This is a genomic window from Herbiconiux moechotypicola, assembly GCF_024979255.1.
GTDB classification, from domain to species: Bacteria; Actinomycetota; Actinomycetes; order Actinomycetales; family Microbacteriaceae; genus Herbiconiux; species Herbiconiux moechotypicola.
Genome location: NZ_JANLCN010000005.1, coordinates 75,098 through 97,127 on the forward strand (window position 1 = coordinate 75,098; position 22,030 = coordinate 97,127).

Annotated in this window: 21 protein-coding genes; 17 read left to right on the forward strand and 4 right to left on the reverse strand. The window is 70.4% G+C overall.

Translation table 11 applies throughout. The features are described 5' to 3' along the window. Positions 1–39: 39 nt before the first annotated feature. From N1031_RS09445 to N1031_RS09460, 4 genes are all read left to right on the forward strand, one after another. Positions 40–486, forward strand: coding sequence for a Fur family transcriptional regulator (locus tag N1031_RS09445; RefSeq protein WP_259479377.1), 447 nt, complete (start codon positions 40–42; stop codon positions 484–486). Between the two features lie 19 nt (positions 487–505). Beyond that, positions 506–1,981: a catalase gene (locus tag N1031_RS09450; protein WP_259479378.1), complete on the forward strand. Its 1,476-nt coding sequence runs from the start codon at positions 506–508 to the stop codon at positions 1,979–1,981. 162 nt (positions 1,982–2,143) lie between these two features. Beyond that, positions 2,144–2,980, forward strand: coding sequence for an alpha/beta fold hydrolase (locus tag N1031_RS09455; RefSeq protein ID WP_259479379.1), 837 nt, complete (start codon positions 2,144–2,146; stop codon positions 2,978–2,980). 38 nt (positions 2,981–3,018) lie between these two features. Next, positions 3,019–3,291, forward strand: coding sequence for a PadR family transcriptional regulator (locus tag N1031_RS09460; RefSeq protein ID WP_259479380.1), 273 nt, complete (start codon positions 3,019–3,021; stop codon positions 3,289–3,291). Between the two features lie 25 nt (positions 3,292–3,316). On the opposite strand, the gene N1031_RS09465 is transcribed toward N1031_RS09460, so the two are convergent. After that, positions 3,317–4,189, reverse strand: coding sequence for a VOC family protein (locus tag N1031_RS09465; RefSeq protein ID WP_259479381.1), 873 nt, complete (start codon positions 4,187–4,189; stop codon positions 3,317–3,319). 80 nt (positions 4,190–4,269) lie between these two features. On the opposite strand from N1031_RS09465, the gene N1031_RS09470 reads away from it, so the two are divergent. From N1031_RS09470 to cls, 3 genes are read left to right on the forward strand one after another with little or no spacing between them, the layout of a single operon-like run. Next, positions 4,270–5,817 carry a leucyl aminopeptidase gene (locus tag N1031_RS09470; RefSeq protein WP_259479382.1) on the forward strand — a complete coding sequence of 516 codons (1,548 nt, stop codon included), beginning with the start codon at positions 4,270–4,272 and terminating at the stop codon, positions 5,815–5,817. Between the two features lies 1 nt (position 5,818). After that, complete coding sequence (locus tag N1031_RS09475; RefSeq protein ID WP_259479383.1) at positions 5,819–6,874, forward strand: AI-2E family transporter; 1,056 nt, start codon at positions 5,819–5,821, stop codon at positions 6,872–6,874. Positions 6,875–6,887: 13 nt separating this feature from the next. Continuing rightward, positions 6,888–8,378, forward strand: a complete 1,491-nt coding sequence (gene cls / locus N1031_RS09480) for a cardiolipin synthase (RefSeq protein ID WP_259479384.1) — start codon at positions 6,888–6,890, stop codon at positions 8,376–8,378. Positions 8,379–8,399: 21 nt separating this feature from the next. Here the strand turns inward: cls and N1031_RS09485 are convergent, their stop codons facing one another. Beyond that, positions 8,400–10,133, reverse strand: coding sequence for an L-aspartate oxidase (locus tag N1031_RS09485; protein ID WP_259479385.1), 1,734 nt, complete (start codon positions 10,131–10,133; stop codon positions 8,400–8,402). A 78-nt stretch (positions 10,134–10,211) separates the two neighbouring features. Here N1031_RS09485 and N1031_RS09490 point away from each other — a divergent pair, with 78 nt between their 5' ends. Genes N1031_RS09490 through N1031_RS09500 form a run of 3 tightly spaced genes read left to right on the forward strand, consistent with a single transcriptional unit; the run spans position 10,212 to position 12,419 of the window. Next, entirely contained in the window at positions 10,212–11,162 is a 951-nt protein-coding gene (locus N1031_RS09490; RefSeq protein WP_259479386.1) for a LysR family transcriptional regulator, read from the forward strand. 13 nt (positions 11,163–11,175) lie between these two features. After that, positions 11,176–11,868, forward strand: coding sequence for a TetR/AcrR family transcriptional regulator C-terminal domain-containing protein (locus N1031_RS09495; protein WP_259479387.1), 693 nt, complete (start codon positions 11,176–11,178; stop codon positions 11,866–11,868). Next, positions 11,865–12,419, forward strand: coding sequence for a hypothetical protein (locus N1031_RS09500; protein WP_259479388.1), 555 nt, complete (start codon positions 11,865–11,867; stop codon positions 12,417–12,419). The genes N1031_RS09495 and N1031_RS09500 overlap by 4 nt, the downstream gene beginning before the upstream one ends. Here N1031_RS09500 and N1031_RS09505 read toward each other — a convergent pair. After that, positions 12,416–12,832 (reverse strand): SIP domain-containing protein, encoded by a 417-nt coding sequence (locus tag N1031_RS09505; RefSeq protein ID WP_259479389.1) that lies wholly within the window; start codon positions 12,830–12,832, stop codon positions 12,416–12,418. The genes N1031_RS09500 and N1031_RS09505 overlap by 4 nt on opposite strands. A 79-nt stretch (positions 12,833–12,911) precedes the next feature. On the opposite strand from N1031_RS09505, the gene N1031_RS09510 reads away from it, so the two are divergent. Beyond that, positions 12,912–14,348, forward strand: a complete 1,437-nt coding sequence (locus N1031_RS09510; RefSeq protein ID WP_259479390.1) for an HNH endonuclease signature motif containing protein — start codon at positions 12,912–12,914, stop codon at positions 14,346–14,348. 65 nt (positions 14,349–14,413) lie between these two features. Here the strand turns inward: N1031_RS09510 and N1031_RS09515 are convergent, their stop codons facing one another. Next, positions 14,414–14,722 carry an antibiotic biosynthesis monooxygenase family protein gene (locus N1031_RS09515; RefSeq protein ID WP_259479391.1) on the reverse strand — a complete coding sequence of 103 codons (309 nt, stop codon included), beginning with the start codon at positions 14,720–14,722 and terminating at the stop codon, positions 14,414–14,416. A 106-nt stretch (positions 14,723–14,828) separates the two neighbouring features. Between N1031_RS09515 and N1031_RS09520 the strand changes: the two genes are divergently transcribed. From N1031_RS09520 to N1031_RS09545, 6 genes are all read left to right on the forward strand, one after another. After that, a complete protein-coding gene (locus N1031_RS09520) occupies positions 14,829–16,421 on the forward strand; it encodes a thiamine pyrophosphate-binding protein (RefSeq protein WP_259479392.1) in 1,593 nt (530 codons plus the stop codon). 128 nt (positions 16,422–16,549) lie between these two features. Continuing rightward, positions 16,550–17,869 (forward strand): NtaA/DmoA family FMN-dependent monooxygenase, encoded by a 1,320-nt coding sequence (locus N1031_RS09525; protein WP_259479393.1) that lies wholly within the window; start codon positions 16,550–16,552, stop codon positions 17,867–17,869. A gap of 121 nt (positions 17,870–17,990) precedes the next feature. After that, entirely contained in the window at positions 17,991–19,070 is a 1,080-nt protein-coding gene (locus N1031_RS09530; protein ID WP_259479394.1) for an extracellular solute-binding protein, read from the forward strand. Between the two features lie 71 nt (positions 19,071–19,141). Next, a complete protein-coding gene (locus N1031_RS09535) occupies positions 19,142–20,005 on the forward strand; it encodes an ABC transporter permease (RefSeq protein WP_259479395.1) in 864 nt (287 codons plus the stop codon). Next, positions 20,002–20,850 carry an ABC transporter permease gene (locus N1031_RS09540; protein WP_259479396.1) on the forward strand — a complete coding sequence of 283 codons (849 nt, stop codon included), beginning with the start codon at positions 20,002–20,004 and terminating at the stop codon, positions 20,848–20,850. The genes N1031_RS09535 and N1031_RS09540 overlap by 4 nt, the downstream gene beginning before the upstream one ends. Further along, positions 20,847–21,971, forward strand: coding sequence for an ABC transporter ATP-binding protein (locus tag N1031_RS09545; RefSeq protein ID WP_259479397.1), 1,125 nt, complete (start codon positions 20,847–20,849; stop codon positions 21,969–21,971). The genes N1031_RS09540 and N1031_RS09545 overlap by 4 nt, the downstream gene beginning before the upstream one ends. Positions 21,972–22,030: the final 59 nt, after the last annotated feature.

The following is a 22,030-nucleotide window of genomic DNA, read 5'->3' on the forward strand; positions in this document are numbered from 1 at the left end:
AATTATGAATCATTCATAATTGGGGGTATCGTCGTTCTCATGACCACCGAGCTCGAGACGCGCATCCGGAATGCCGGCCTCAAGGTCACCGGTCAGCGACTGGCGGTGCTCGGCGCGCTCGAGGGCATGCCGCACTCCGACGCCGACACCGTGCACCGCCGGGTGCAGCAGCAGCTGCCCGGCATCTCGCTGCAGGCCACCTACGTGGTGCTGGGCGCGCTCACCGAGGCCGGGCTGATCCGCCGCATCGAACCCGCAGGCTCGCCCGCGCTCTACGAGCGGCGTATCGGCGACAACCACCACCACGTGGTGTGCACCGGATGCGGGGCGGTCGGCGACATCGACTGCGTGCACGGTGCCGCGCCCTGCCTCGCGCCCTCGTCGACCGGCGGGTTCGCCATCGACACCGCCGAGATCACCTTCTGGGGGCTGTGCCCCGAGTGCCAGTCGCAGAAGTCCGCCACCACCGAATCACCCGAACGATGACATACGGAACCGAGGAACGATGACCGACCACAACGTCACCACCACCAACTCCGGAGCCCCCGTCGCGAGCGACGACCACTCCCACAGCGTCGGGGCCGACGGCCCCGTCGTGCTGCACGACCACTACCTGGTCGAGAAGCTCGCGCAGTTCAACCGCGAGCGGGTGCCGGAGCGGGTCGTGCACGCGAAGGGCGGCGGCGCGTTCGGCACCTTCGTGACCACCGGCGACGTGAGCGCCTACACCCGTGCCTCGCTGTTCCAGCCCGGCGCGAAGGTCGACATGCTGGCCCGTTTCTCCACCGTCGCCGGCGAACAGGGCTCTCCCGACACCTGGCGCGACCCGCGCGGCTTCGCGCTGAAGTTCTACACCGAGGAGGGCAACTACGACCTCGTCGGCAACAACACCCCCGTGTTCTTCATCCGCGATGGCATCAAGTTCCCCGACTTCATCCACTCGCAGAAGCGCCTGCCCGGCACCAACCTCCGCGACCACGACATGCAGTGGGACTTCTGGACACTCTCGCCCGAGTCGGCCCACCAGGTCACCTGGTTGATGGGCGACCGCGGACTGCCCGCATCCTGGCGCCACATGGACGGCTTCGGGTCGCACACCTACCAGTGGATCAACGCCGCCGGCGCGAAGTTCTGGGTGAAGTACCACTTCAAGACCAACCAGGGCATCGAGATCCTGTCGCAGGCCGCCGCCGACCAGATCGCCGGAGAGGACGCCGACTTCCACATCCGCGACCTCTCCGAGGCCATCGCGCGGGGCGAGTTCCCCACCTGGACCCTCTCGGTGCAGGTCATGCCCTATGCCGATGCGGCGAGCTACCGCTTCAACCCGTTCGACCTCACCAAGGTGTGGCCGCACGCCGACTACCCGCTCATCGAGGTGGGCACCATGACGCTCGACCGCAACCCCGAGAACTACTTCGCGCAGATCGAGCAGGCCACCTTCGCGCCCTCGAACTTCGTGCCCGGCATCGCGGCCAGCCCCGACAAGATGCTGCTGGCGCGCATCTTCAGCTACGCGGATGCGCACCGCTACCGGGTGGGCACCAACCACGCCCAGCTGCCCGTGAACGCGCCCCTGCACTCGAACTCGTACTCGAAGGACGGCGCGATGCGGTTCGGCTTCCGGGACGCCTCGGCGCCCGTGTACGCCCCGAACTCGTTCGGCGGCCCGCACGCGTCGCCCGCGGCGCACGGCGACGACTCGGGCTGGGAGTCCGACGGCGAGCTCGTGCGCTCGGCGGCGACGCTGCACCCCGAGGACGACGACTTCGGCCAGGCGGGCACCCTGGTGCGCGAGGTGCTCGACGACGCCGCCCGCGAGCGGCTCGCGAACAACATCGCCGGGCACGTGTCGAAGGTCACCATCCCCGAGCTCCGGGTGCGGGTGCTGGAGTACTGGGCGAACGTCGACGCCGACCTCTCGGCCCGCGTGGCCTCGCTGCTGACGCCGCTGGCGCACGTGGCGCCGCTGCCCGCCTGAGGCGGGCTGCATCCGGGCCCTGGCGGGGTCACCGTCAGGGCCCGGAAACCCGGTGTGCCGAGCGCGTCCGAGGGCTAGCGTGGAGGTGGTCCCGCGGGCTGCGGGACACCACCACCCGCCGGCCGCGCTCAGCCCGGTCGGCATGACGACGCGGAGCGAGACATGCCCTTCATCACCACCGACGACGGCGCGGAGATCTTCTACAAGGACTGGGGCCCCCGCGACGCCCAGCCCATCATGTTCCACCACGGCTGGCCCCTGTCGTCGGACGACTGGGACGCCCAGATGCTGTACTTCCTCGGCAAGGGCTTCCGCGTGGTCGCCAGCGACCGCCGCGGCCACGGCCGCTCGTCGCAGATCGGCACCGGTCACGACATGGACCACTACGCGTCCGACGCCGACGCCGTGGTGCAGCACCTCGACCTCACCAACGCCGTGCACATCGGCCACTCGACCGGTGGCGGCCAGGTGGCCCGCTACGTCGCCCGCTACGGCGAGCCCCAGGGCCGCGTGGCGAAGGCCGTGCTCGTGTCGGCCGTGCCGCCGCTCATGGTGAAGACCGACGCCAACCCCGACGGCACCCCGATCGAGGTGTTCGACGGGTTCCGCGCGGCGCTCGCCGCCAACCGCGCCGAGTTCTTCCAGGCCGTGGCCTCCGGTCCGTTCTACGGGTTCAACCGCGAGGGCGTCACGCTGTCGGAGCCCGTGGTGGCCAACTGGTGGCGCCAGGGCATGACGGGCAGTGCGCTCGCCCACTACGAGGGCATCAAGGCGTTCTCGGAGACCGACCAGACCGAAGACCTCAAGGCCATCTCGGTGCCCGTGCTCGTCACTCAGGGTGACGACGACCAGGTCGTGCCCTACAAGGATGCGGCGCTCAAGCAGGCCGAGCTGCTGCAGAACGCCACCCTCAAGATCTACGAGGGCTACCCGCACGGCATGCTCACCACGCACGCCGAGGTGATCAACCCCGACCTGCTGGCGTTCATCCAGCAGTAGTCGCGCCACCGCACGGCGTAGGTCGATACGGTGGGGGCATGGAGCCGCTGAAGCGCGTGACCGCCCCCACCCTCGACCTGCTCGGGCTGATGCTCGAGAGCCCGGGCCCGGTGTTCGGTCTCGAGCTCATGAAGCGTTCGGGCCGCCCCTCGGGCACCGTGTACCCCATCCTGGAGCGCCTCGAACGGCAGGGCTGGATCGTCTCCACCGTCGAGGAGAGCGTCACCACCCAGCTCCACCGGCGCCGCGTCTACGACTTCACCCCCGAGGGCCGCGCCGCGGCCCGCGAACTCCTCTCCCCCCGCGACTGACCTTCCGCCGCCGGGCCGGCCGGGGTCAGGCGGCGAAGGCGGGGCGGAGGAGGATGGTGTTGTCCCAGGGGTCGCTCACGGTCACGCTGCGGCCGTCGTCGGCGGTCTGGAGGCCGTGGTGGCGCAGGCGCTCGTCGGTGGCGGCCACCTCGTCGGCCGTGGGCAGCACGATCTCCACCTGACCGAGACCGAGTGTCTGCTGGCGCCGCCCCGCGCCGAGCGAGTTCCACACGTTCATGGCCATGTGGTGGTGGTAGCCGCCGGCCGACACGAACAGCGCCTGCGGGCCATAGGTCGTGGTGACCTCGAAGCCGAGCTTGTCGACGTAGAAGTCGCGGGCCTGCGGCACGTCGCCCACCGAGAGGTGCACGTGGCCGATGCTCGCGCCGCCCACCCGGGGGTTCGCGACGATCTCGTCGGTGAGGTGCTCCTGCAGGAAGGCGTTCGGGTCGAGGTAGAGGGTCGACATCTCGATCTGCCCGTGGGCCCAGCTCCACTGGGTGCGGTCGCGGTCCCAGTACAGCTCCACGCCGTTGTTCTCGGGGTCGCTGAAGTAGAACGCCTTCGACACCAGGTGGTCGGAGGAGCCCGTGAACGAGTTCGGGAACCGCGTCGCCACCGAGTAGACGGCCGCGGCGAGAGCCGCCTCCGACTCGAACAGCACCGCGGTGTGGAACAGCCCGGCCGAGCGCGGCTCGGGGTTCTTCAGCTCGGGCGCGTGCTGCAGCACCAGGGCAGGCACACCGCCCCGGCCGAGCACGGCGGTGTCGCCCTCCTGGGCGATCACGTCGAGGGTGACGGCATCGCGGTAGTACGCGATCATGCGGTCGAGGTCGCCCACCCTGAGGGTGACGGCGCCCATCGTGGTGTCGGGGGCGAGGAGGTCTGCTGCGGTCATGGTGACAAGTAAAACACTTGTAGCCACAACTAATTCCCGCACACGCGCGTGCACCGGGTGGAAGGCGCTAGCCTTCGGACATGCCCAGCGCCTTCAAGCTCATCCCCGACACCTTCGATCCCGTCCCGTCGAGGCGGGCCGTGCCCTCCGTCGACGTGGTCACCGCGTTCTCGCCCGACCTCGGCGCCGTGGGCCACGTGGTCCCCGGCACCGCTGACGGGGTCGCCGAGGGGGCCGTGCCCGTCGCGCTCGGGCTCGACGCCGCCGCGCTCGCCCGCGCCGGCTTCACCGGCAAGCGCGGCCAGACCCTGGTGCTCCCGCAGGCCGAGGGGCCGGTGCTCGTGGCGATCGGTGCGGGCGTCCCCGACGACAGCGAGTCCCCGGCGGCCGCCACCACGCGCATCCGCGATCTCGCTGCGGCGCTCGCCCGCGCCACGACCTCGTTCGGCTCCGTCGGCCTGGTGCTCGACGTTGCCGAGCTCACCACGCCCGAGCTCGTCGGCCAGGCCGTCGCCGAGGGCCTCGCGCTCGCCCGCTACCGCTACGCCGGCCTCAAGGCGAAGCCGAAGGGCGAGCCGCTCGAGCGCGCCGAACTGCTGCTGACCGCCGACGAGCCCGCCCGCGAAGCCGCGACCGCCGGCATCGCACGCGGCCTCGTGCTAGCGGCAGCCGAGAACCTCGCCCGCGACCTGGCGAACACCCCGCCCGGTCACCTCACCGCCACCGACCTCGCCGACACGGTGGCCGCCCTCGGCCCCGGCCACGGCCTCGAGGTGGAGGTGTTCGACAAGGCGGCGCTCATCGAACTCGGCGCCGGCGGCCTGCTCGGGGTGAACGCCGGCAGCGTGGAGGAGCCGCGGATGGTGGTCATCCGCTACACGCCGGCCGAGGCATCCGCTCACCTCGCCCTGGTGGGCAAGGGCATCACCTACGACTCCGGCGGCATCTCGCTGAAGCCCTCCAACCCGATGCACGCCCTCATGAAGATGGACATGGCGGGAGCCGCGGCCGTGGTCGGCACCATGACCGCGCTCCAGGCGCTCGGCAGCACGACGGCGGTCACCGCCTACCTCATGTGCACCGACAACATGCCCTCCGGCTCGGCCACCAAACTCGGCGACGTGCTCACCATCCGCGGCGGAAAGACGGTCGAGGTGAAGAACACGGATGCGGAGGGCCGGCTCGTGATGAGCGACGCCCTGGCGCTCGCGGCCGAGCAGAAGCCGGATGCGATCGTCGACATCGCCACCCTCACCGGCAGCGCGATGATGACGCTCGGCACCGCGACCGCGGCCGTGTTCGCCAACGATCAGGCGCTGGCCGAGCAGGTCAAGGCCGCGGCCGCCGCCGTCGACGAGCCGGTGTGGCAGCTGCCGCTCGAGCGCAAGTACCGCCCCCAGCTCGACTCCGACGTGGCCGACCTCTCCAACATGGGAGGCCCGTACGCCGGGGCCACGATCGCCGCGCTCTTCCTCGACGAGTTCGTCGACGGGCTGCCCTGGGCGCACCTCGACATCGCGGGCACCATGAACTCCGATAAAGACGACTCCTGGCGGCCCAAGGGCGCCACCGGGTTCGGCACCCGCCTCCTGGCCGAGCTCGCGCTCACCTTCGAGAAGGTGCGCTGACATGCAGATGCCGCGACTCCTTCAGGCCGGACCCTTCCGCTTCGGCTTCGTCGCCACCCTCGGCGTGCTGCTCGCCCTGCTGCTCGGGCTCGCGGTGTCGTCGCTGGCGACCGCGCTCACCCTCATCTTCGTGGCGCTGTTCGTGTGCCTCGGGCTCTACCCCGTGGTGCAGTGGCTCGAACGGCGGCACTTCTCCCGGGCGATGGCGGTGCTCACCGTGATGGCGGGGTTCGTGGTGGTGGTGCTCCTGCTGCTGTGGCTCATCATCCCGGTCGTCGTCGATCAGCTCACCGAGCTCTTCACCTATTTACCGGCCGGGTTCAACGACATCTCCGAGCAGGACTGGTTCGTGAGCCTCAACGAGCAGTTCGGCGGTGCTCTCGTGCCCGCTCTCGACTGGCTGAAGACGACGGTCGCCGACCCCAACACGTGGGTCACCGTCGGCGGGGGAGCGCTGCGCGTCGGCGTGAACATCCTCAACGGCACCTTCAACGTCATCTTCGTGATCGTGCTCACGCTCTACTTCGTGGCGAGCCTGGAGTCGATCAAGGCCTCGGTCTACACGCTGGTGCCGGCGTCGAAGCGCGCGGGGTTCGTCGAGATCTCGGAGGAGATCACGAAGTCGGTGGGGTCTTACCTCAGCGGCATGGTGATCTTGGCGGCCATGAACGCGGTCTTCACGTTCATCCTGCTCACCGTGTGCGGCGTGCGGTACGCGGGCATCCTGGCCGCGCTCGCGTTCCCCATCACGCTCATCCCGCTCGTCGGAAGCGTGATCAACCTCGCCATCGTCACGACCGTGTCGCTGTTCACCTCGCCCACGGCGGCGCTCGTCGTCGGGATCGTCATGCTCGTCTACGTGCAGGTGGAGGCCTACGTGCTGACGCCGCGCATCGTGGGCAAGGCCATCAGCATCCCGGGGTCGCTCGTGCTGATCGGGGCGATGGTGGGGGGCACGCTGCTGGGGCTGCTGGGGGCGCTCATCGCGTGCCCGGTGACCGCGTCGATCCTGCTCATCATCAAGAAGGTCGTCGTGCCGCGGCAGAACCTGGCATGAGAGTGGCGGGCGAGTGACCGGGCTCGAGCTGGGCGAGACGATCGCGCTCGCCGCGATCGCGCTGCACGTGGTGCTCGGGTTCGTGGCGACCGTGCTGGTGTCGGCGAACCGGCGCCCCTCCGCGGCGATCGCGTGGGTGCTCACGATCGTGTTCATCCCGTTCCTCGGCGCGCTCGCGTTCCTGCTCGTGGGGCGCTCCCGGCTGCCGGCGGCGCGTCGCGCGGCCCAGCGCGAGATGAACGAGCGGCTGGCGGCGCGGGTTCCGGATGCGGCGGTGCGGCCGGCCGACGACGCCTGGCCGTCATGGCTCGCGCCGGTGGTGCACTTGAACTCCGCTCTCGGTGCACTGCCGATGACCGCGGGCAACCGGGTGACGCTCACCGACGACTACGACGGGTCGCTCGCCGACATGACCGCCGCGATCGACGGAGCGCGGTCGTTCGTGCACGTGGAGTTCTACATCCTCGTGCTCGACGACACCACGCGGCCGTTCTTCGAGGCGATGGCGCGGGCGGTGCAGCGCGGGGTGACCGTGCGGGTGCTCTCCGACCACCTCGCCGGGTTCCTCTCACCGCGGCGCACGGAGACGCTCGCGTTCCTGGCCGCGGCGGGGATCGCGTGGCGGGCCATGCTGCCGCTCCGGCCGCTGCGCGGGCAGTGGCGGCGGCCCGACCTGCGCAACCACCGCAAGATCGTGGTGGTCGACGGGGCGGTCGGGTTCACCGGGTCGCAGAACCTCATCGACGCCTCGTACCTCAAGAAGAAGAACGTGGCCAGGGGGCTGCGCTGGCACGAGGTGATGATGCGGGTGGAGGGCCCCGCGGTGCGGGAGCTCGACGCGGTGTTCGTGACCGACTGGTTCTCGGAGACCGGCGACCTGCTGCCTCTGGAGGTGTCGGCGCCCGCGGGCGGGCCGCGAGCATCCGGGGGCTTGGATGCTGCGGGTGCCGTCGTGGTCGACGCCCAGGTGCTGCCGAGCGGGCCGGGCTTCGACAACGACAACAACCTCAAGCTATTCGCGGCGCTCATCCACAGCGCGCAGCGGCGGGTGAGCATCACGAGCCCGTACTTCGTGCCCGACGAGTCGGTGCTGCTCGCGATCGTGACGGCGGCCTCGCGCGGGCTCGACGTGGAACTGTTCGTGTCGGAGGAGGGCGACCAGGTGCTCGTACATCACGCGCAGCGCTCCTACTACGAGGCGCTGCTGCGGGCCGGGGTGGCGATCTGGCTCTACCCTCCGCCGACCGTGCTGCACTCCAAGCACTTCTCGGTCGACGAGTCGGTGGCGGTGGTGGGGTCGAGCAACATGGACATCCGCTCGTTCAGCCTCAACCTCGAGGTGTCGGTGCTCGTGCACGGCGCCGCCTTCGTGGAGAGGATGCGCGCCATCGAGGACTCCTACCGCGCCGCCTCCCGCCCACTCACGCTCGACGAGTGGCTCGCCCGCCCCGTCGGCGGCAAGGTCGTCGACTCCCTCTCCCGCCTCACCTCGTCGCTGCAGTAGCGGAGCCCGGCGCGGCTCGGCTCACTCGACGAGCTTGCCGGTGGTGGAGACCTCGCGCATGAGGGCGGAGATGTCGGCGGGGATGGGCGGGATCGACTCGCGCACGACGCCGGTGGAGGGAGACCAGACGAGGTTCACCTGCAGCGCGGGGTCGAGCTCGGGGTAGTCGCTGCGGTTGTGGCAGCCACGGGTCTCGCGGCGCTCGAGGGCGGCGAGGAGCGTGGCGCGGGCGGCCAGCGCCGACGACTTGAGGTCGAAGGCGTGCGCCAGGTCTTGGTAGCCGGCGATGTCGGGATGCACGCCCACCTCGCCGATGCGCGCCTCGATGGCGTCGAGCTCGGCGAGGCCCGCCCGCAGACCGGCCTCGTCGCGCACCACGCCGGCGTGCTCGGTCATGGTGTTGCGGATGGCGCGCTGGAGGGCGCGCACGTTCTCGGGCCCGTCGGCCGCGAGCAGCGCCGCGATCTCGTCACGCGCCGTCGCCACCGCGGCGGGCGACCGCTTCTGCGCGGGCAGCGACGCGGAGTACTCGGCGGCCGCCTGCCCCACGATGCGGCCGAACACGAGCAGCTCGATGAGCGAGTTGCCGCCGAGCCGGTTCGCCCCGTGCAGGCCCGACGACGCCTCGCCGATGGCGTAGAGCCCGGGCACGTCGGTGGAGTGGTCTTCGGGCCGCACCCACACGCCGCCCATCGAGTAGTGCGCGGTGGGCGCGATCTCGATCGGCTCCTTCGTGATGTCGAGCATCTGGAGTTCGAGCATCGTCTGGTACACCCGCGGCAGCCGGGTCATGATGGTCTCGCGTGGCAGGTGCGACACGTCGAGCCACACACCGCCGTTGGGGGTGCCGCGCCCCTCCTTGATCTCGGTGTAGCAGGCGAGCGCCACGCGGTCGCGGGTGGAGAGCTCCTGCCGCTCGGGGTCGTACTTGTGCATGAAGCGCTCGGCCAGGCCGTTGCGCAGGATGCCGCCCTCGCCGCGCGCCGCTTCGGAGATGAGCGTGCCGGCCGCGCTCTCGGGCTCGATGATGCCGCTCGGGTGGAACTGCACGAGCTCGGGGTCACGCAGCCGTCCGCCTGCCTCGACGGCGAGGCGGAACGAGTCGCCCGTGTTCTCGTCGCGTCGCGAGGAGGTGCGCCGCCAGATGCGGTTGTGTCCGCCGGCGGCGAGGATGACGGCGTCGGCGTGGATGAGGAACCGCGTGCCGTCTTCGAGGTCGAATCCGTAGGCGCCGAACACGGCACCGTCGTCGTTGACCAGGATGCGCGTGATGTACACCCGGTCGAGGATCGGGATGTCGAGCAGCGCGGCCCGGTTCACCAGGGTGCGCTGGATCTCGAGCCCGGTGTAGTCGCCCGCGAATGCTGTGCGCCGGTAGGTGTGAGCGCCGAAGAACCGCTGCGAGATGCGGCCGTCCTCCTCGCGGGCGAAGGGCATGCCGTAGCGCTCGAGGTCGTCGATGCACTGCGCCGCGCCCTCGGTGACGATCTGCACGGTATGGGGGTTGGCGAGCAGGTAGCTCTCGGTGAGGGTGTCGGCGGCGTGCTGCTGCCAGCTGTCGTCGGGGTCCATAGTGGCGAGGGCGGCGTTGATGCCGCCGGCCGCGAGGGAGGTGTGCGCGTCGGCCTTGGGGCGCTTGCCCACGGTGAGCACGTCGACCCCTGCCTCGGCGAGCTCGATGGCGGCGCGCAGGCCCGAGCCGCCGGTGCCGATGACGAGGACGGTGGTGGAGATCTGGCGTTCGCGAGAGGTCATGCCCTGCACGCTACGCAGCCGCGTTGGATTACTCCAATGCATATATTTCGTCACCGCGATGCGCATAGGCTATCGAACGTGAACCTCGACCAGCTCCGCTCCTTCGCCGAGGTGGCGCGGCTCGGCAACTTCACCCGCGCATCCGAATCGCTGCACCTGGCCCAGCCGTCGTTGAGCCGGCAGATCGCCGCTCTCGAACACGATCTCGGCGCCGAGCTGTTCCACCGGTCTCGTGCCGGCAGCAGTCTCACCACGGCGGGGGAGTCGCTGCTGCCGTGGGCGCGCCGCATGCTGGCCGATGCGGAGTCGGTGCGGCGCGAGCTCGCCGAACTGGCCGGCCTCGAGCGCGGGCGGGTGCGACTGGGCGCCACGCCCACGCTCTGCATCAGCCTCGTGACCGAGGTGCTGAGTGCCTTCCATGCCGCGCATCCGGCCATCGAGCTGCACCTCTCCGAGCACGGCTCGCGACGGCTGCTCGCCGAACTGGCGGGAGGCGAACTCGACCTCGCGCTCATCACCACGAGCGACGAGAGCTCGGCCGACCGCTTCACGGTGGCGCCGCTGCTCGTGGAGGAGCTCGTGGTGGTGTCGTCGGCCGGGGCGCCTGCGCTGTCGGAGGGCGGGGCGCTCTCCATCGCCGACGTCGCCGCGCTGCCGCAGATCGTGTTCAGCCGCAGCTACGACCTGCGCGGGGCCACCGACGCGGCCTTCGAGGCGGCGGGGCTGGTGCCCGAGGTGGTGCTCGAGGGGGCCGAGATGGATGCGGTGCTGCGGTTCGTCGAACGAGGGCTCGGGGTGGCGGTGGTGCCGGCAATGGTGCTGATCGACCGGCCGGGGCTCCGCGCCGTACGGTTGACCGACCGGGGCGCACCGGCGCTGACGCGAACGATCAGTCTGGCCCGGCCCGACGGCGTGGCGCCCACGGCGGCCGTGAGCGTGATGCAGCGCACGATCGCGGCGACGGCCACGGCGTTCGCCGCCCGGGCCGGCGACACCATGCGCGTTGCCCGGGATGCACATTTGAACTAAGTTAAACAGCGTCATGGCTCCGAGGATCACGAAGGCGGCGATCGTCGACGCGGCGCTCGCCGTGCTCGACGACGGGGGTGCGAGCGCGGTCACCGTGCGCGCCGTGGCTGCACGGCTCGACGTGCAGGCGCCGGCGCTGTACTACCACGTCGGGAGCAAGCAGCACCTGCTCGACGAGATGGGCACCGAGATCCTGCGCCGGGTGGTCGCGACGCTGGCCGAGAGGGAGGCGGATGTCGACAGGGTGGCGTCCGGCGGCGGTGTGGGCGGCTGGCTCGGCGACCTCGCCGCCTACGCCCGAGCCCTGCGCGACGAGTACCTCGTGCATCGTGACGGTGCCCGCACCTTCAGCGGCACGCTGGTCACCGACCGTGCGGTGCTCACAGCGCAGGAGCCCTGGCTGCGGCGCTGGGTCGCCTCCGGGGTGAGCGCGGAGGCGGCGTTCGACGCCCTCGACGTCGTCACCGCCTTCGTCACCGGCTCGGTGATCGAGGAGCAGGAGCGCCGCCGCTCGGCGGATGACCCGGCGCGCTACGAGCCGGGCCGGCGCGAGCTGCGACTCGGGCAGGAGTCCCCGCTGGTGGTCGAGGCGGGATACGCCCGTGCCGACTCCGATCACGACGGGCGGTTCGAGCGGCAGCTGGCGGTGGTGCTCTCGGGGGTCGATCGCTCCAGCGACGGTGCCGTGGGGCGGGTCGCGCCATGATCCTCGAACTGCTCGAGGTCACCGGTCGCCTGCAAGAGCTCGGCGCGATCCTCTACGTGATCTACTCCGTCTCTGAAGAGCTGAGGTGGAGGCCGCTCCGGCAGGGCGGTGAATGGGGAGCCCCCACGATCCTGGGCGTCATCGGAGCCGTCAGCCTTCTCAACACGGGTCTGCTCGGCGCCACGGCCGTCGAGTGGATGCTCGTGGTCGCGGCCGTCCTGGTCGCTCTGGCGTGCGGTGCCCTGGCCGGGCGGGCCGCGCGGTTCCGGCCGCTCTCGGAGACGGCCGGTGAAGAACTCCGTCGCCGCGGAGCTCGACGACGGAGGAAGCCCCGTCCCCTTCCGGTCGTGGAGCTCCGCACCGGATGGATCGGGGCGTTGCTCTGGGCCGTGACCCTCGCCTCGCGCTACGGCGCGGAATTCCTGGGGGAACGACTCGACGCACCGCTGGCGACCACCGTGGGCCTCGCGCTGCTGCTTGTGGCGGTGAACGAGGCGGCGCGGGTCGCCGTCATCGAGTGGCGCTCCCGGAGCGCCGGGCACGCCACTTAGCGGTCGTCGGAGGCGCCGCTGGAGAGCTTCGAAGCGAGCTCGCGGTAGAGGGTGCCGACGCGGGGGCTGGCGGTGCAGCCGACCCAGAGGTGGATGCGGTCGCCGCCCTCGGCGGGCGCTTCGGGCATCCACTCGGAGACCCAGGCGCTGACCGCCGAGCGGATGAGTTCGCCGCGGGGGGCGATCTCGCGGAGCCCGTGCGGCACGAGGTCGCGCCGCAGCCAGGTGAGGCTCACGCCCTCGGGGCGGTCGATGGGCCGGATCTGGATGGGCGAGACGATCTCGAGGTACACCTGCCCGTAGGCGTCGTCGGGCAACTCGTCGAGGATGCGGCGGATGGACGGCAGGTCACCGGTGTCGCCGGCCAGCAGCACGTGAGCGGACTCGCCGTCACGGAGCGAAAAGGTCTCCATGCAGCTAATTTAGGTAAGCCTTACCTTAAGCGCAAGTGCCAGAGCGGCGATGTCGGTGGCATGGTGTTGACTGATGCTCATGGATGACCGGATGTTTCGCCTTGATGAGATCCTCGATGAGCTCGTCGAGGTGGAGGCTGAGTTGGCGCGGTGTGCGGCGCGGCGGGTGCGGTTGCTGGCCGAGGCCACGGCGGTGCGGTTGGCGCAGGCGGTGCGGGGGTCGGAGGGGCTGGCGATGCGGTCGTTGGTGGCCGAGATCGGATGCGCGACGCGGGTGTCGGAGGGGACGGTCGCGCGGTTGGTGAATGAGGCCGAGGTTCTGGTGGGGTCGTTGCCGGGAACGCTGGAGGCGTTGTCGTCGGGCCAGGTGTCGTATCGGCATGCGCAGGTGGTGGTGCGGCACGCCGTGAGTGTTCCGGTCGAGGCGCGCGCCGCGTTCGAGCGGGTGGTGCTGCCGGAGGCGGGGGTGGTGACGGCGTCTCGGTTCGAGCGGGTGGTGCGGCGGGTGCGGGAGCGGGTGCATCCGGAGTCGATCGAGGAGCGGACGGTGGCCGCGCGGGCGGAGCGGTGTGTGCGGTTCGAGGCGGATGTGGATGGGATGGCGTGGTTGGTGTGTCATCTGCCGGCGGTGGTGGCTGTGGCGGTGGATGACCGGCTGGACCGTCTCGCGCGGGCGGCACGCTCGGGTGACGAGGTGCGTACGCATGCGCAGTTGCGGGCGGATGCGTTGGGTGATCTGTTGCTCCGCACTGCCGACGGCACTGGTACCGGTGCCGAGATTGGCGCGGTGGGTGACGGATGGGATCGTGTCGTGCCGACGGTGGTGCTCACGGTGCCTGCGTTGTCGTTGTTGGGGCATGATGCGGGTCAGGCGCGGTTGGAGGGGTATGGGCCGATCGATCTGCCGACCGCACGCCGTCTCGCGGCGAGGGCTCCGAGTTTCGTGCGCATCCTGACTCATCCGGAGACGGGTGAGACGGTCTCGGTGGGGCGGATGCGGTACCGCCCTCCGGCTGATCTGCGGCTCGCGTTGGAGCTCGCCGACGAGTTCTGCCGCTTCCCCGGGTGTGCCCGGAGGGCGTCGCAGTGTGAGCTCGACCACACGGAGGATTGGGCGAGCGGGGGTGAGACGTCAAGGGTCAATCTGCATCATCTGTGTGTGCGGCATCACCACATGAAGCACGATGGGACGGGGTGGCGTGTGACCGCGGGTCGTGATCGCACCCTGCGCTGGACCTCGCCGACGGGTCGCCGCTACGAGACCCGACCCTCGAGTCCGCCTGCATCCCCGTGGCCCCGTCCCGCGCCCCGGGCGCCGTCGCGCTCTTCATCACTGGCGGGTCGCTCGTGCGCGAGGCTGGTCGCAGAGAGCCGAAGACCCGTCTTTCGTGACATCGGTGGCCACGACCACCCGCCATCGCCGCCGCCGCGCAAGCGAGATTTCATCGTCGCGGCGTCGGGGGTGGGTGGTGCGACCGGGCATGAGCCGCGTCGCGATGATCCGCCACCGTTCTGACGCAATCGCCTGCCGGGTGCCGAGGGGTTCGATGGCGGGCAGGCGACGGCCCAGGCGGGAGTGGCTCAGGCCGGGACCGAGAAGAGCAGCTCCGTGTGATACACCCGCGGGGGCTCGGCGTAGAGGGGCGTGACGCGGTCGACGAACACGGTGAAGCCCTCGCTCGCGGTGAAGATCTCGGTGTGGTGCGCCACAGTCTCCCACTCGATGCGCAGCAGGAACGTGGAGTCCTTGTCGACGGCGCGGTCGAGGGTGAGGGAGTGGAAGCCCTCGGCTGCCTCGAAGATGGGCAGCGACAGCTCGACGAGCTCGGCGAACTTCTCCTCCGACCCCGGTGTCACGACGAATTCGGCGATCTCCCACTTGGTGCTCATGGCGGTCCTCTCTAGGCGTGGTCTCACGTGAACTTTACAGACAGCCACGTTTCAAGCTTGTCAATTGGTGAGATTGACGCCCGAGAGCCCGGTAACTTTGCGTCTCGTGAACGATGAGCGCAGAACCACCGGTACCGCCATGATCCAGGCCCTCGAGCGCAACGGGGTCGAGCTCGTGCTCGGGATCCCCGGCACCCACAACATCGAGCTCTATCGCGGGCTGGAGCGGTCGACCACCATCCGTCACGTGCTCACGAAGCACGAGCAGGGCGCCGCCTATGCGGCCGACGGCTATGCGCGCGCCACCGGCCGGCCCGGTGTGGTGGTCACGACTTCGGGTCCGGGGCTCACCAACGCCCTCACCGGGATGGCCAACGCGTACGCCGACTCCGTGCCCATGCTCGTGATCTCGCCCGCGATCCCCACCGGTCAGGAGCGCTCCGACATCGGCTGGCTGCACGAAATGAAGGACCAGCGGGCGGCGGTCGACAACATCGCCACCCGCAGCGTACGCGCCGGCACGCCGGCCGCCGCGGTCGACGCCGTGCACGAAGCCTTCGCGCGGTGGGCGGTGGAACGCCCCCGCCCCGTGCACATCGAGGTTCCGCTCGACGTGCTCGAGGCGGAGTGGGACCCTTCGCAAGACGCCCTCCTCGCCCCGTGGAGGACCCCGTCGCCAGCGGCCCCGGCTCCCGAGGCCGTCGCCCGCACTGCGGAGCTCGTCGAGGCCTCTCCACTGGTCGTGATCGTGGCCGGCGGCGGTGCCGTCGGCGCCTCCGAGTCGCTCACCCTCCTCGCCGAACGGCTGGCCGCGCCCGTGGTCACCACCACGCTCGGCAAGGGCGTGCTCGACGAGCGGCATCCGCTCTGCGTGGGCGAGTTCGCCACCAACACCGCCGTCTCCTCCCTTCTCGAGCGCGCCGACCTGGTGCTCGCGATCGGCACTGAGATCGCCGTGCCCGAGGTGTGGGGCGGGGTCACCACACCGCGTGTGCGTGTCGACATCGATCCCGCCCAGCTGCACAAGAACATCCGCGCCGACGTGGCCGTGCACGCCGACGCCGACCTGTTCGCGAGGGCCCTGCTCGGCGCCGTCGAGGCGCGCGAGCACACCGGCCGGGTGGAGCTCGTCGCGGAGGTGCGCGCCGAGATCCTCGAGGGGATGGAGGCGGCCATCGGCCGCTGGCGGGCGATTCAAGACGAGCTCTCCGCCGCGCTGCCCGCCGACACCATCGTGACGGGCGACAGCTCCCAGGTCTCCTATCTCGGCACCGGTCCGTTCTGGCGCTTCGCGGAGCCGCGTCACTACCTCGTCACCACGGGCTTCTCGACCCTCGGCTACTCCCTGCCCGCGGCGATCGGCGCCAAGCTCGCCTTTCCCGAGGCCCCGGTCGTGTGCCTGGTCGGCGACGGAGCGTTCCTGTTCAGTGCGCAGGAGGTGCTCACGGCGCGCGAGCTCGGGCTGCCCCTCCCGATCGTCGTGGTCGACAACGCCGGCTTCGCCGAGATCCGCCAGAACATGACGGATGCGGGCATGCCGCCGCTGGCCGTCGACTACGCACCGCTCGGCATGGAGGCCTTCGCACACGCCGTCGGAGTCGCCTTCCGGAGCGTGGACGGGGTGGGAGAACTTGCGGCTGCCGTGGCCGACGCACTCACTGCGCCGGGGCCGACTCTCCTCCATTTGCAAATTACGTGAGCCAAAGGAACGCCAGATGCAAAAGTTACATGCTTGAACACGTGGCGTAGCAAACTCGAAACATTCGCGAGAGAGGCTGGGGGTATCGCCCGGGATCCGGGGGAGCAACAGAAGGGTTTCGATCAGGCATGAGCGCAGCGCGTTTCCACCTCGGCTGGTTCTTCGAGGGAGCGAGCCCCCAGGCGTGGGGCAAGCCCTTCACCGGCGCGATCGGCCGTGACTGGATGCGCCCCGACTTCTCCGAAGACGTCGCCCGCACGCTCGAGCGGGCGCGTTTCGACTACGTGCTCATCGAGGACTCGTCGTACGTGGCCGACGTCTGGGGCGGCTCGATGAAGATCTACCTCGAGAACGCCATCGCCACCCCCCGGCAAGACCCGGCCGTGGTGGCCAACCTCATGCTGCAGGCCACGTCGCGCATCGGCATCGTGCCGACGCTCGCCACCTTCGCCTACCCGCCCTACATCCTCGCCCGCCTGGTCGGCACGCTCGACCAGGTCTCGAACGGCCGGGCCGGCTGGAACATGGTGACCGGCAGCTCCACCCGCGCGGCCCAGAACTTCGGCCTCGCCGACCAGGCCGAGCACGACAAGCGCTACGACATGGCCGACGAGTACATGCAGGTCGTCAACGGTCTCTGGGACTCCTGGTCGCCCTCGTCGATCAGGGCCGACCTCGAGACCGGCATCTTCGCCGACGCCGACGAGGTGCACACGATCGACTTCGAGGGCGAGTACTACAGCGTGCGCGGCCCCCTCAACTCGGGCCCGCTGCCGCAGGGGCGGCCCGCCATCGCCCAGGCGGGCGGCTCGCCTCGCGGGCGTCAGTTCGCCGCGCAGTACGCCAACACGATCGTGACGGATGCGAAGGGCATCGACGCGATGAAGGCCTACCGCGACGACGTGCGGGCCAGGATGGCCTCGCTCGGCCGCAACCCCGACGACTGCAAGGTGCTCTTTCTGGTCAACCCGGTCATCGGCCGCACCGAGCGGGATGCGCAGGAGCGCCTCGCCGAGCGCGAGGCCGCGGCGGTGGACGAGGCCGAGATCGTGCTCGCCCACTTCTCCAAGGTGACCAACATCGACTTCTCGGTGCTGGGCCTGGACGCCGTGCTCGGCGAGCAGGAGCTCACCACGAACGGCCACCAACAGAGCCTCGACCAGTTCATCTCCGCCAACCGCGGCAAGACGCTCCGCGAGGCGGCCGTCGGCAGTCTCGGTGCGAACGGTGCGGTGCCCTTCGTCGGCACGCCCGAGACCATCGCGGCGCAGATGGACGAGGTGATGCAGGAGGTGGGCGGCGACGGCTTCCTCTTCTACAGCGGCGAGCTCAACCGCAAGACGCTCGCCGAGGTGGCCGATGGGCTGGTGCCGGCGCTCCAGCGCCGTGGCCTCACCCGCACCGAGTACTCGCACGAGCGGTTCACCGACAACCTCCTCGACTTCTGACCCACGGCTCGCGCATCCCGACCCGCGCATCCGCACGCCGACCCGACTTCCCGACCGCACCACCCCGCACCACACGCACCTCCCCCCACACCGGAGCACCACCTCACGAGAGGAACACCCCATGAAGAAGAGGCACGCGATCGCCGCGCTGACCTCGGTCGCCGCCCTGCTCGCGCTCAGCGCCTGCAGTTCGTCGAGCGAGGCCGGCACCTCCACCGCAGCCGCCGACGGCGAGCTCAGCGGTTCCGTCACCTTCGCCGGCTACGGCGGCACGGGCGAGGAGGCCGCCCGCGCGGCCTGGTTCGACCCCTTCACCGCCGAGACCGGGGTCGAGGTGCTGAACGACAGCCCCGTCACCTGGGCGCGCGTGCAGGAGATGGTCGCGGCCGACAACGTGGTGTGGGACGTCGCCCAGGGCGGCATCACCCAGGGTGTCGAAGACAACCCCGACCTCGAGATGATCGACTGCGACGTGGTCGACTGCGCCGCCTTCGACGACGCGGCCTTCCCCATCTACCCGCAGGCGGTGCCGCTGTTCACCTTCTCGCAGGTGGTGGCCTACAACACCGACACCTTCGGTGACGACGCGCCCTCCGGCTACGCCGACTTCTTCGACCCCTCGGTCGAGGGTCTGCGCCTCATGCCGAGCATCGGCGGCAACGCCTGGGCCGGCCAGCTCGAGGCCGCGCTGCTCTACGACGGCGTCGCCCGCGAAGACCTCTACCCCCTCGACGTCGACCGGGCGCTATCGGTGATCGACGGCATCAAGGACCAGATGGTCATCATGACCGACGACGGCCAGTGCATCAGCCAGGTCGCCTCGGGTGAGGCCGCCATGGGCATCTGCTACAACGGCCGCGTCGGCCTCGCCGCCGACGAGGGCCAGCCGGTCGCGGCGGCCTGGGGCCAGCAGACCATGCTCGCCGACTACATCTACATTCCCAAGGGCACCCCGAACCTCGCCAACGCGCAGGCTCTGGTCGCCTATATCGTCGAGAACCAGGGCGCCATCGCCAGCCAGATCGCCTACGGCCCGATCAACCCGAACGCACCGGTGGACACCGATTCCCCGTGGCTGTCGTACGTTCCCACCGAGAACGCCGAGGAGGGCGACCAGGCCCCGATCGTGCCCGACCAGACCTGGTGGACCGAGAACTTCGACTCGGTCGTCGAGCAGCTCACCGCCTGGGCCGCTTCCTGATCCGCCCGGCGAGGCGGGGCCCCGGTGGCCCCGCCTCGCCACCCTTTCCCGAACCCCTCCCGAGGAGCGCCATGACGACTCCCCCCGCACCGCGCCGGCGTTTCGGCGTCGACTTCGCGACCGTGCTCGCCTCGCCCGCCGTGCTCTTCGGTGTGGCGGTGTTCCTCGTGCCGGTCATCGTGATCCTCGTGCGCAGCCTCACCGACCCGTCGCCCGCCACCTACGCCGACGCCGTCACGAGCGACATCTTCCTTCGCTCGATCTGGACGACGTTCCGCATGGCCGTCTGCGTCACCGCGGTGTGCCTGCTGGTGAGCTACCCCTACGCCTGGGCGCTCGCCCGTGGCCCGAAGGCGGTGCGCATCGTGCTGCTCGGCGCGGTGCTGCTGTCGTTCTGGACCAGCACGCTCGTGCGCACCTACGCCTGGCAGATCCTGCTCAACAACACCGGCGTCATCAACAGCTTCCTGATCGACTCGGGGCTCATCTCCGACCCCCTCCCGCTCATCCGCACCGACTTCGCGGTCTACGTGGGCATGGCGCACATCCTGGCGCCCTTCACCATCCTCACCCTCTACACGCAGCTCACCTCGATCAAGCCCGAGGTCGAGCAGGCCGCGGCCAGCCTCGGCGCGAGCCCCACCTCCGTGTTCTGGCGCATCACGCTTCCGCTCTCGCTGCCCGGCGCCGCCGCGGGCGGGGTGCTCGTGTTCATCCTGTCGCTCGGCTTCTACATCACGCCGGAGGTGCTCGGGAACTCGCGCGAGCTCTACCTCGGGTCGGTGATCGTGCAGCAGATCCAGGTGCTGCTGAACTCCGGAACGGGGGCCGCCATGTCGATCGTGCTGCTCGTGATGGTGGTCGCGGTGCTGCTGCTGGTGGGCCGTTTCGTCGGCCTCGGCCGCATCCTCGGCATCAGGAGGGGAGACCGATGAGGGCTCGCTGGTTCTCGATCACCGTCGCGGTCGTGATGGCCGTCGTCTTCATCGCGCCCACGATCGTGGTGGTCGGCTCGTCGTTCTCCGACTCGAGCTTCATCTCCTTCCCGCCCGAGGGCTTCTCGCTGCGCTGGTACGACGACGTGTTCGGCGACCCGCAGTGGATGCGCGCGTTCGGCAACAGCGTGGCCGTCGGCCTCCTCGCGGCGGCGCTGGCGATCGTGGTGGGCACGCTGCTCGCCATGGGAGCCGCCCGCAGCCGCATCCTGCCCTCGGCCGCGGTGACGGGACTCGCCGTCATCCCGATCGTGGTGCCGAGCGTGGTGCTCGGCGTGGGCTTCTACATCGTGGCGGTGAACCTCGGGTTCACCGGCAGTGTGGTGGGACTTGCGCTCGCGCACGCGGCGCTCGGCGCCCCGTATGTGTTCGTGGGGGTGCTCGCCGCGCTCACCTCGGTCGACCGCAGCACCGAGGAGGCCGCCCGGGTGAGCGGGGCCACGCAGCTCGGCGCGTTCCTCCGGGTGACCGTGCCGGCCATCGCGCCCGCGGCGCTCGTGGGCGGGCTGCTCGCCTTCATCACCTCGTGGGATGAGGTCATCGTCGCCGGGTTCATGACCTCGCCCAGCTTCCGCACCCTTCCCGTGCTCATCTTCGCGCAGGTGCGCACTGGGGCCGACCCCTCCACCTCTGCCGTCGCGACCGTGGTGACGGTGTTCTCGCTGCTGCTCATGCTCGTGGTGGGCGGGGTCTCGGCCCTGCTCGCCCGCCGTCGTCGCCTGGCCGCCACCAAGGCCAGGGCCGACGACACCGCAACCTCCGCCCCCGAGAAAGGCTCCCGATGACCGCCCTGCAGCACGATGTCGCCGACCTCACGACGGCCGGCGCCGCGGTGTCGATCCGCGGCGTGAGCAAGTACTACGGCTCCTTCGCCGCCGTCGACGACGTGTCGCTCGAGATCGAACCGGGCTCGTTCGTCACCCTGCTGGGTGCCTCCGGGTCGGGCAAGACCACGCTCCTGCGCATCCTCGCCGGCTTCCTCGACGCCTCGTCGGGGGCGATCGAGCTCGACGGCCGCGACCTCACCCGGGTGCCCGTGCACAAGCGGGAGATCGGCATGGTGTTCCAGAACTACGCCCTCTTCCCGCACATGACGGTGCAGAAGAACGTGGAGTTCCCGCTCGCGAGGCGCCGGGTGCCGCGCGCCGACCGGCCGCGGCTGATCGCCGAGGCGCTCGAGGCGGTGGAGCTCACCGGCTTCGAGCGGCGCATGCCCACCGAGCTCTCGGGCGGGCAGCAGCAGCGCGTGGCGCTCGCCCGCGCCATCGTGGCCAAGCCCCGCCTGCTGCTCATGGACGAGCCGCTCGGTGCGCTCGACCGCCGGCTGCGCGAGGCGCTGCAGGTGCAGATCCGACAGCTCAGCCACGAGCTCGGCCTCACTGTCATCAACGTGACGCACGACCAGGAGGAGGCGCTCACCATGAGCGACCGCATCGCCCTCCTGGCGGGCGGGCGGCTGGTGCAGTACGGCACGCCGTACGAGCTCTACGCCCGGCCCGGCAGCGAGGTGGCGGCACGGTTCCTCGGCGAGTCGAACATCTTCAGCGGGGTGCCCCGGCAGCGCGCCGGGCTCTGGGAGATCGACGTGGCGGGGGAGTCGGTGCGACTGCCCGACAGTTCCACCGACCCGGTGCCGGGAGAGCAGGCCTCCGTGTTCATCCGCCCGCACCGGATGCACGTGGCGCCGGCCGGGTCGGCCCCGGCGGGCGAGGACCGCTGCACCGTGACCGGACGCGTCGCCGCGGCCATCTACGCGGGGGACTCCTGCAAGCTCCACGTCGAGCTGGAGCAGGGCGATCCCGTCGTCGTACGCGCCGACTCCGAGCTGCTGCAGACCGTCGCCACCGGCGACCGCGTCGAGGTGTCGTGGCGGCGCACCGACGCGCTGCTGCTCGCGCGGTCCTGAGCGCATCCGTACCATCCGCATCCGTACCATCCGCATCCGTACCACCCGCATCCGTACCA

Bases quoted from the DNA above. Each gene is read 5' to 3' on its own strand.
- N1031_RS09475 (WP_259479383.1), top strand. From the start codon at position 5,819: ATGCAGATGCCGCGACTCCTTCAGGCCGGACCCTTCCGCTTCGGCTTC.
- N1031_RS09445 (WP_259479377.1), top strand. From the start codon at position 40: ATGACCACCGAGCTCGAGACGCGCATCCGGAATGCCGGCCTCAAGGTC.
- N1031_RS09505 (WP_259479389.1), bottom strand. From the start codon at position 12,832: ATGGAGACCTTTTCGCTCCGTGACGGCGAGTCCGCTCACGTGCTGCTG.
- N1031_RS09515 (WP_259479391.1), bottom strand. From the start codon at position 14,722: ATGAGCACCAAGTGGGAGATCGCCGAATTCGTCGTGACACCGGGGTCG.
- N1031_RS09495 (WP_259479387.1), top strand. From the start codon at position 11,176: ATGGCTCCGAGGATCACGAAGGCGGCGATCGTCGACGCGGCGCTCGCC.
- N1031_RS09540 (WP_259479396.1), top strand. From the start codon at position 20,002: ATGAGGGCTCGCTGGTTCTCGATCACCGTCGCGGTCGTGATGGCCGTC.
- N1031_RS09530 (WP_259479394.1), top strand. From the start codon at position 17,991: ATGAAGAAGAGGCACGCGATCGCCGCGCTGACCTCGGTCGCCGCCCTG.
- N1031_RS09455 (WP_259479379.1), top strand. From the start codon at position 2,144: ATGCCCTTCATCACCACCGACGACGGCGCGGAGATCTTCTACAAGGAC.
- N1031_RS09485 (WP_259479385.1), bottom strand. From the start codon at position 10,133: ATGACCTCTCGCGAACGCCAGATCTCCACCACCGTCCTCGTCATCGGC.
- N1031_RS09510 (WP_259479390.1), top strand. From the start codon at position 12,912: ATGGATGACCGGATGTTTCGCCTTGATGAGATCCTCGATGAGCTCGTC.
- N1031_RS09465 (WP_259479381.1), bottom strand. From the start codon at position 4,189: ATGACCGCAGCAGACCTCCTCGCCCCCGACACCACGATGGGCGCCGTC.
- N1031_RS09525 (WP_259479393.1), top strand. From the start codon at position 16,550: ATGAGCGCAGCGCGTTTCCACCTCGGCTGGTTCTTCGAGGGAGCGAGC.
- N1031_RS09545 (WP_259479397.1), top strand. From the start codon at position 20,847: ATGACCGCCCTGCAGCACGATGTCGCCGACCTCACGACGGCCGGCGCC.
- N1031_RS09535 (WP_259479395.1), top strand. From the start codon at position 19,142: ATGACGACTCCCCCCGCACCGCGCCGGCGTTTCGGCGTCGACTTCGCG.
- N1031_RS09470 (WP_259479382.1), top strand. From the start codon at position 4,270: ATGCCCAGCGCCTTCAAGCTCATCCCCGACACCTTCGATCCCGTCCCG.
- N1031_RS09450 (WP_259479378.1), top strand. From the start codon at position 506: ATGACCGACCACAACGTCACCACCACCAACTCCGGAGCCCCCGTCGCG.
- N1031_RS09500 (WP_259479388.1), top strand. From the start codon at position 11,865: ATGATCCTCGAACTGCTCGAGGTCACCGGTCGCCTGCAAGAGCTCGGC.
- N1031_RS09460 (WP_259479380.1), top strand. From the start codon at position 3,019: ATGGAGCCGCTGAAGCGCGTGACCGCCCCCACCCTCGACCTGCTCGGG.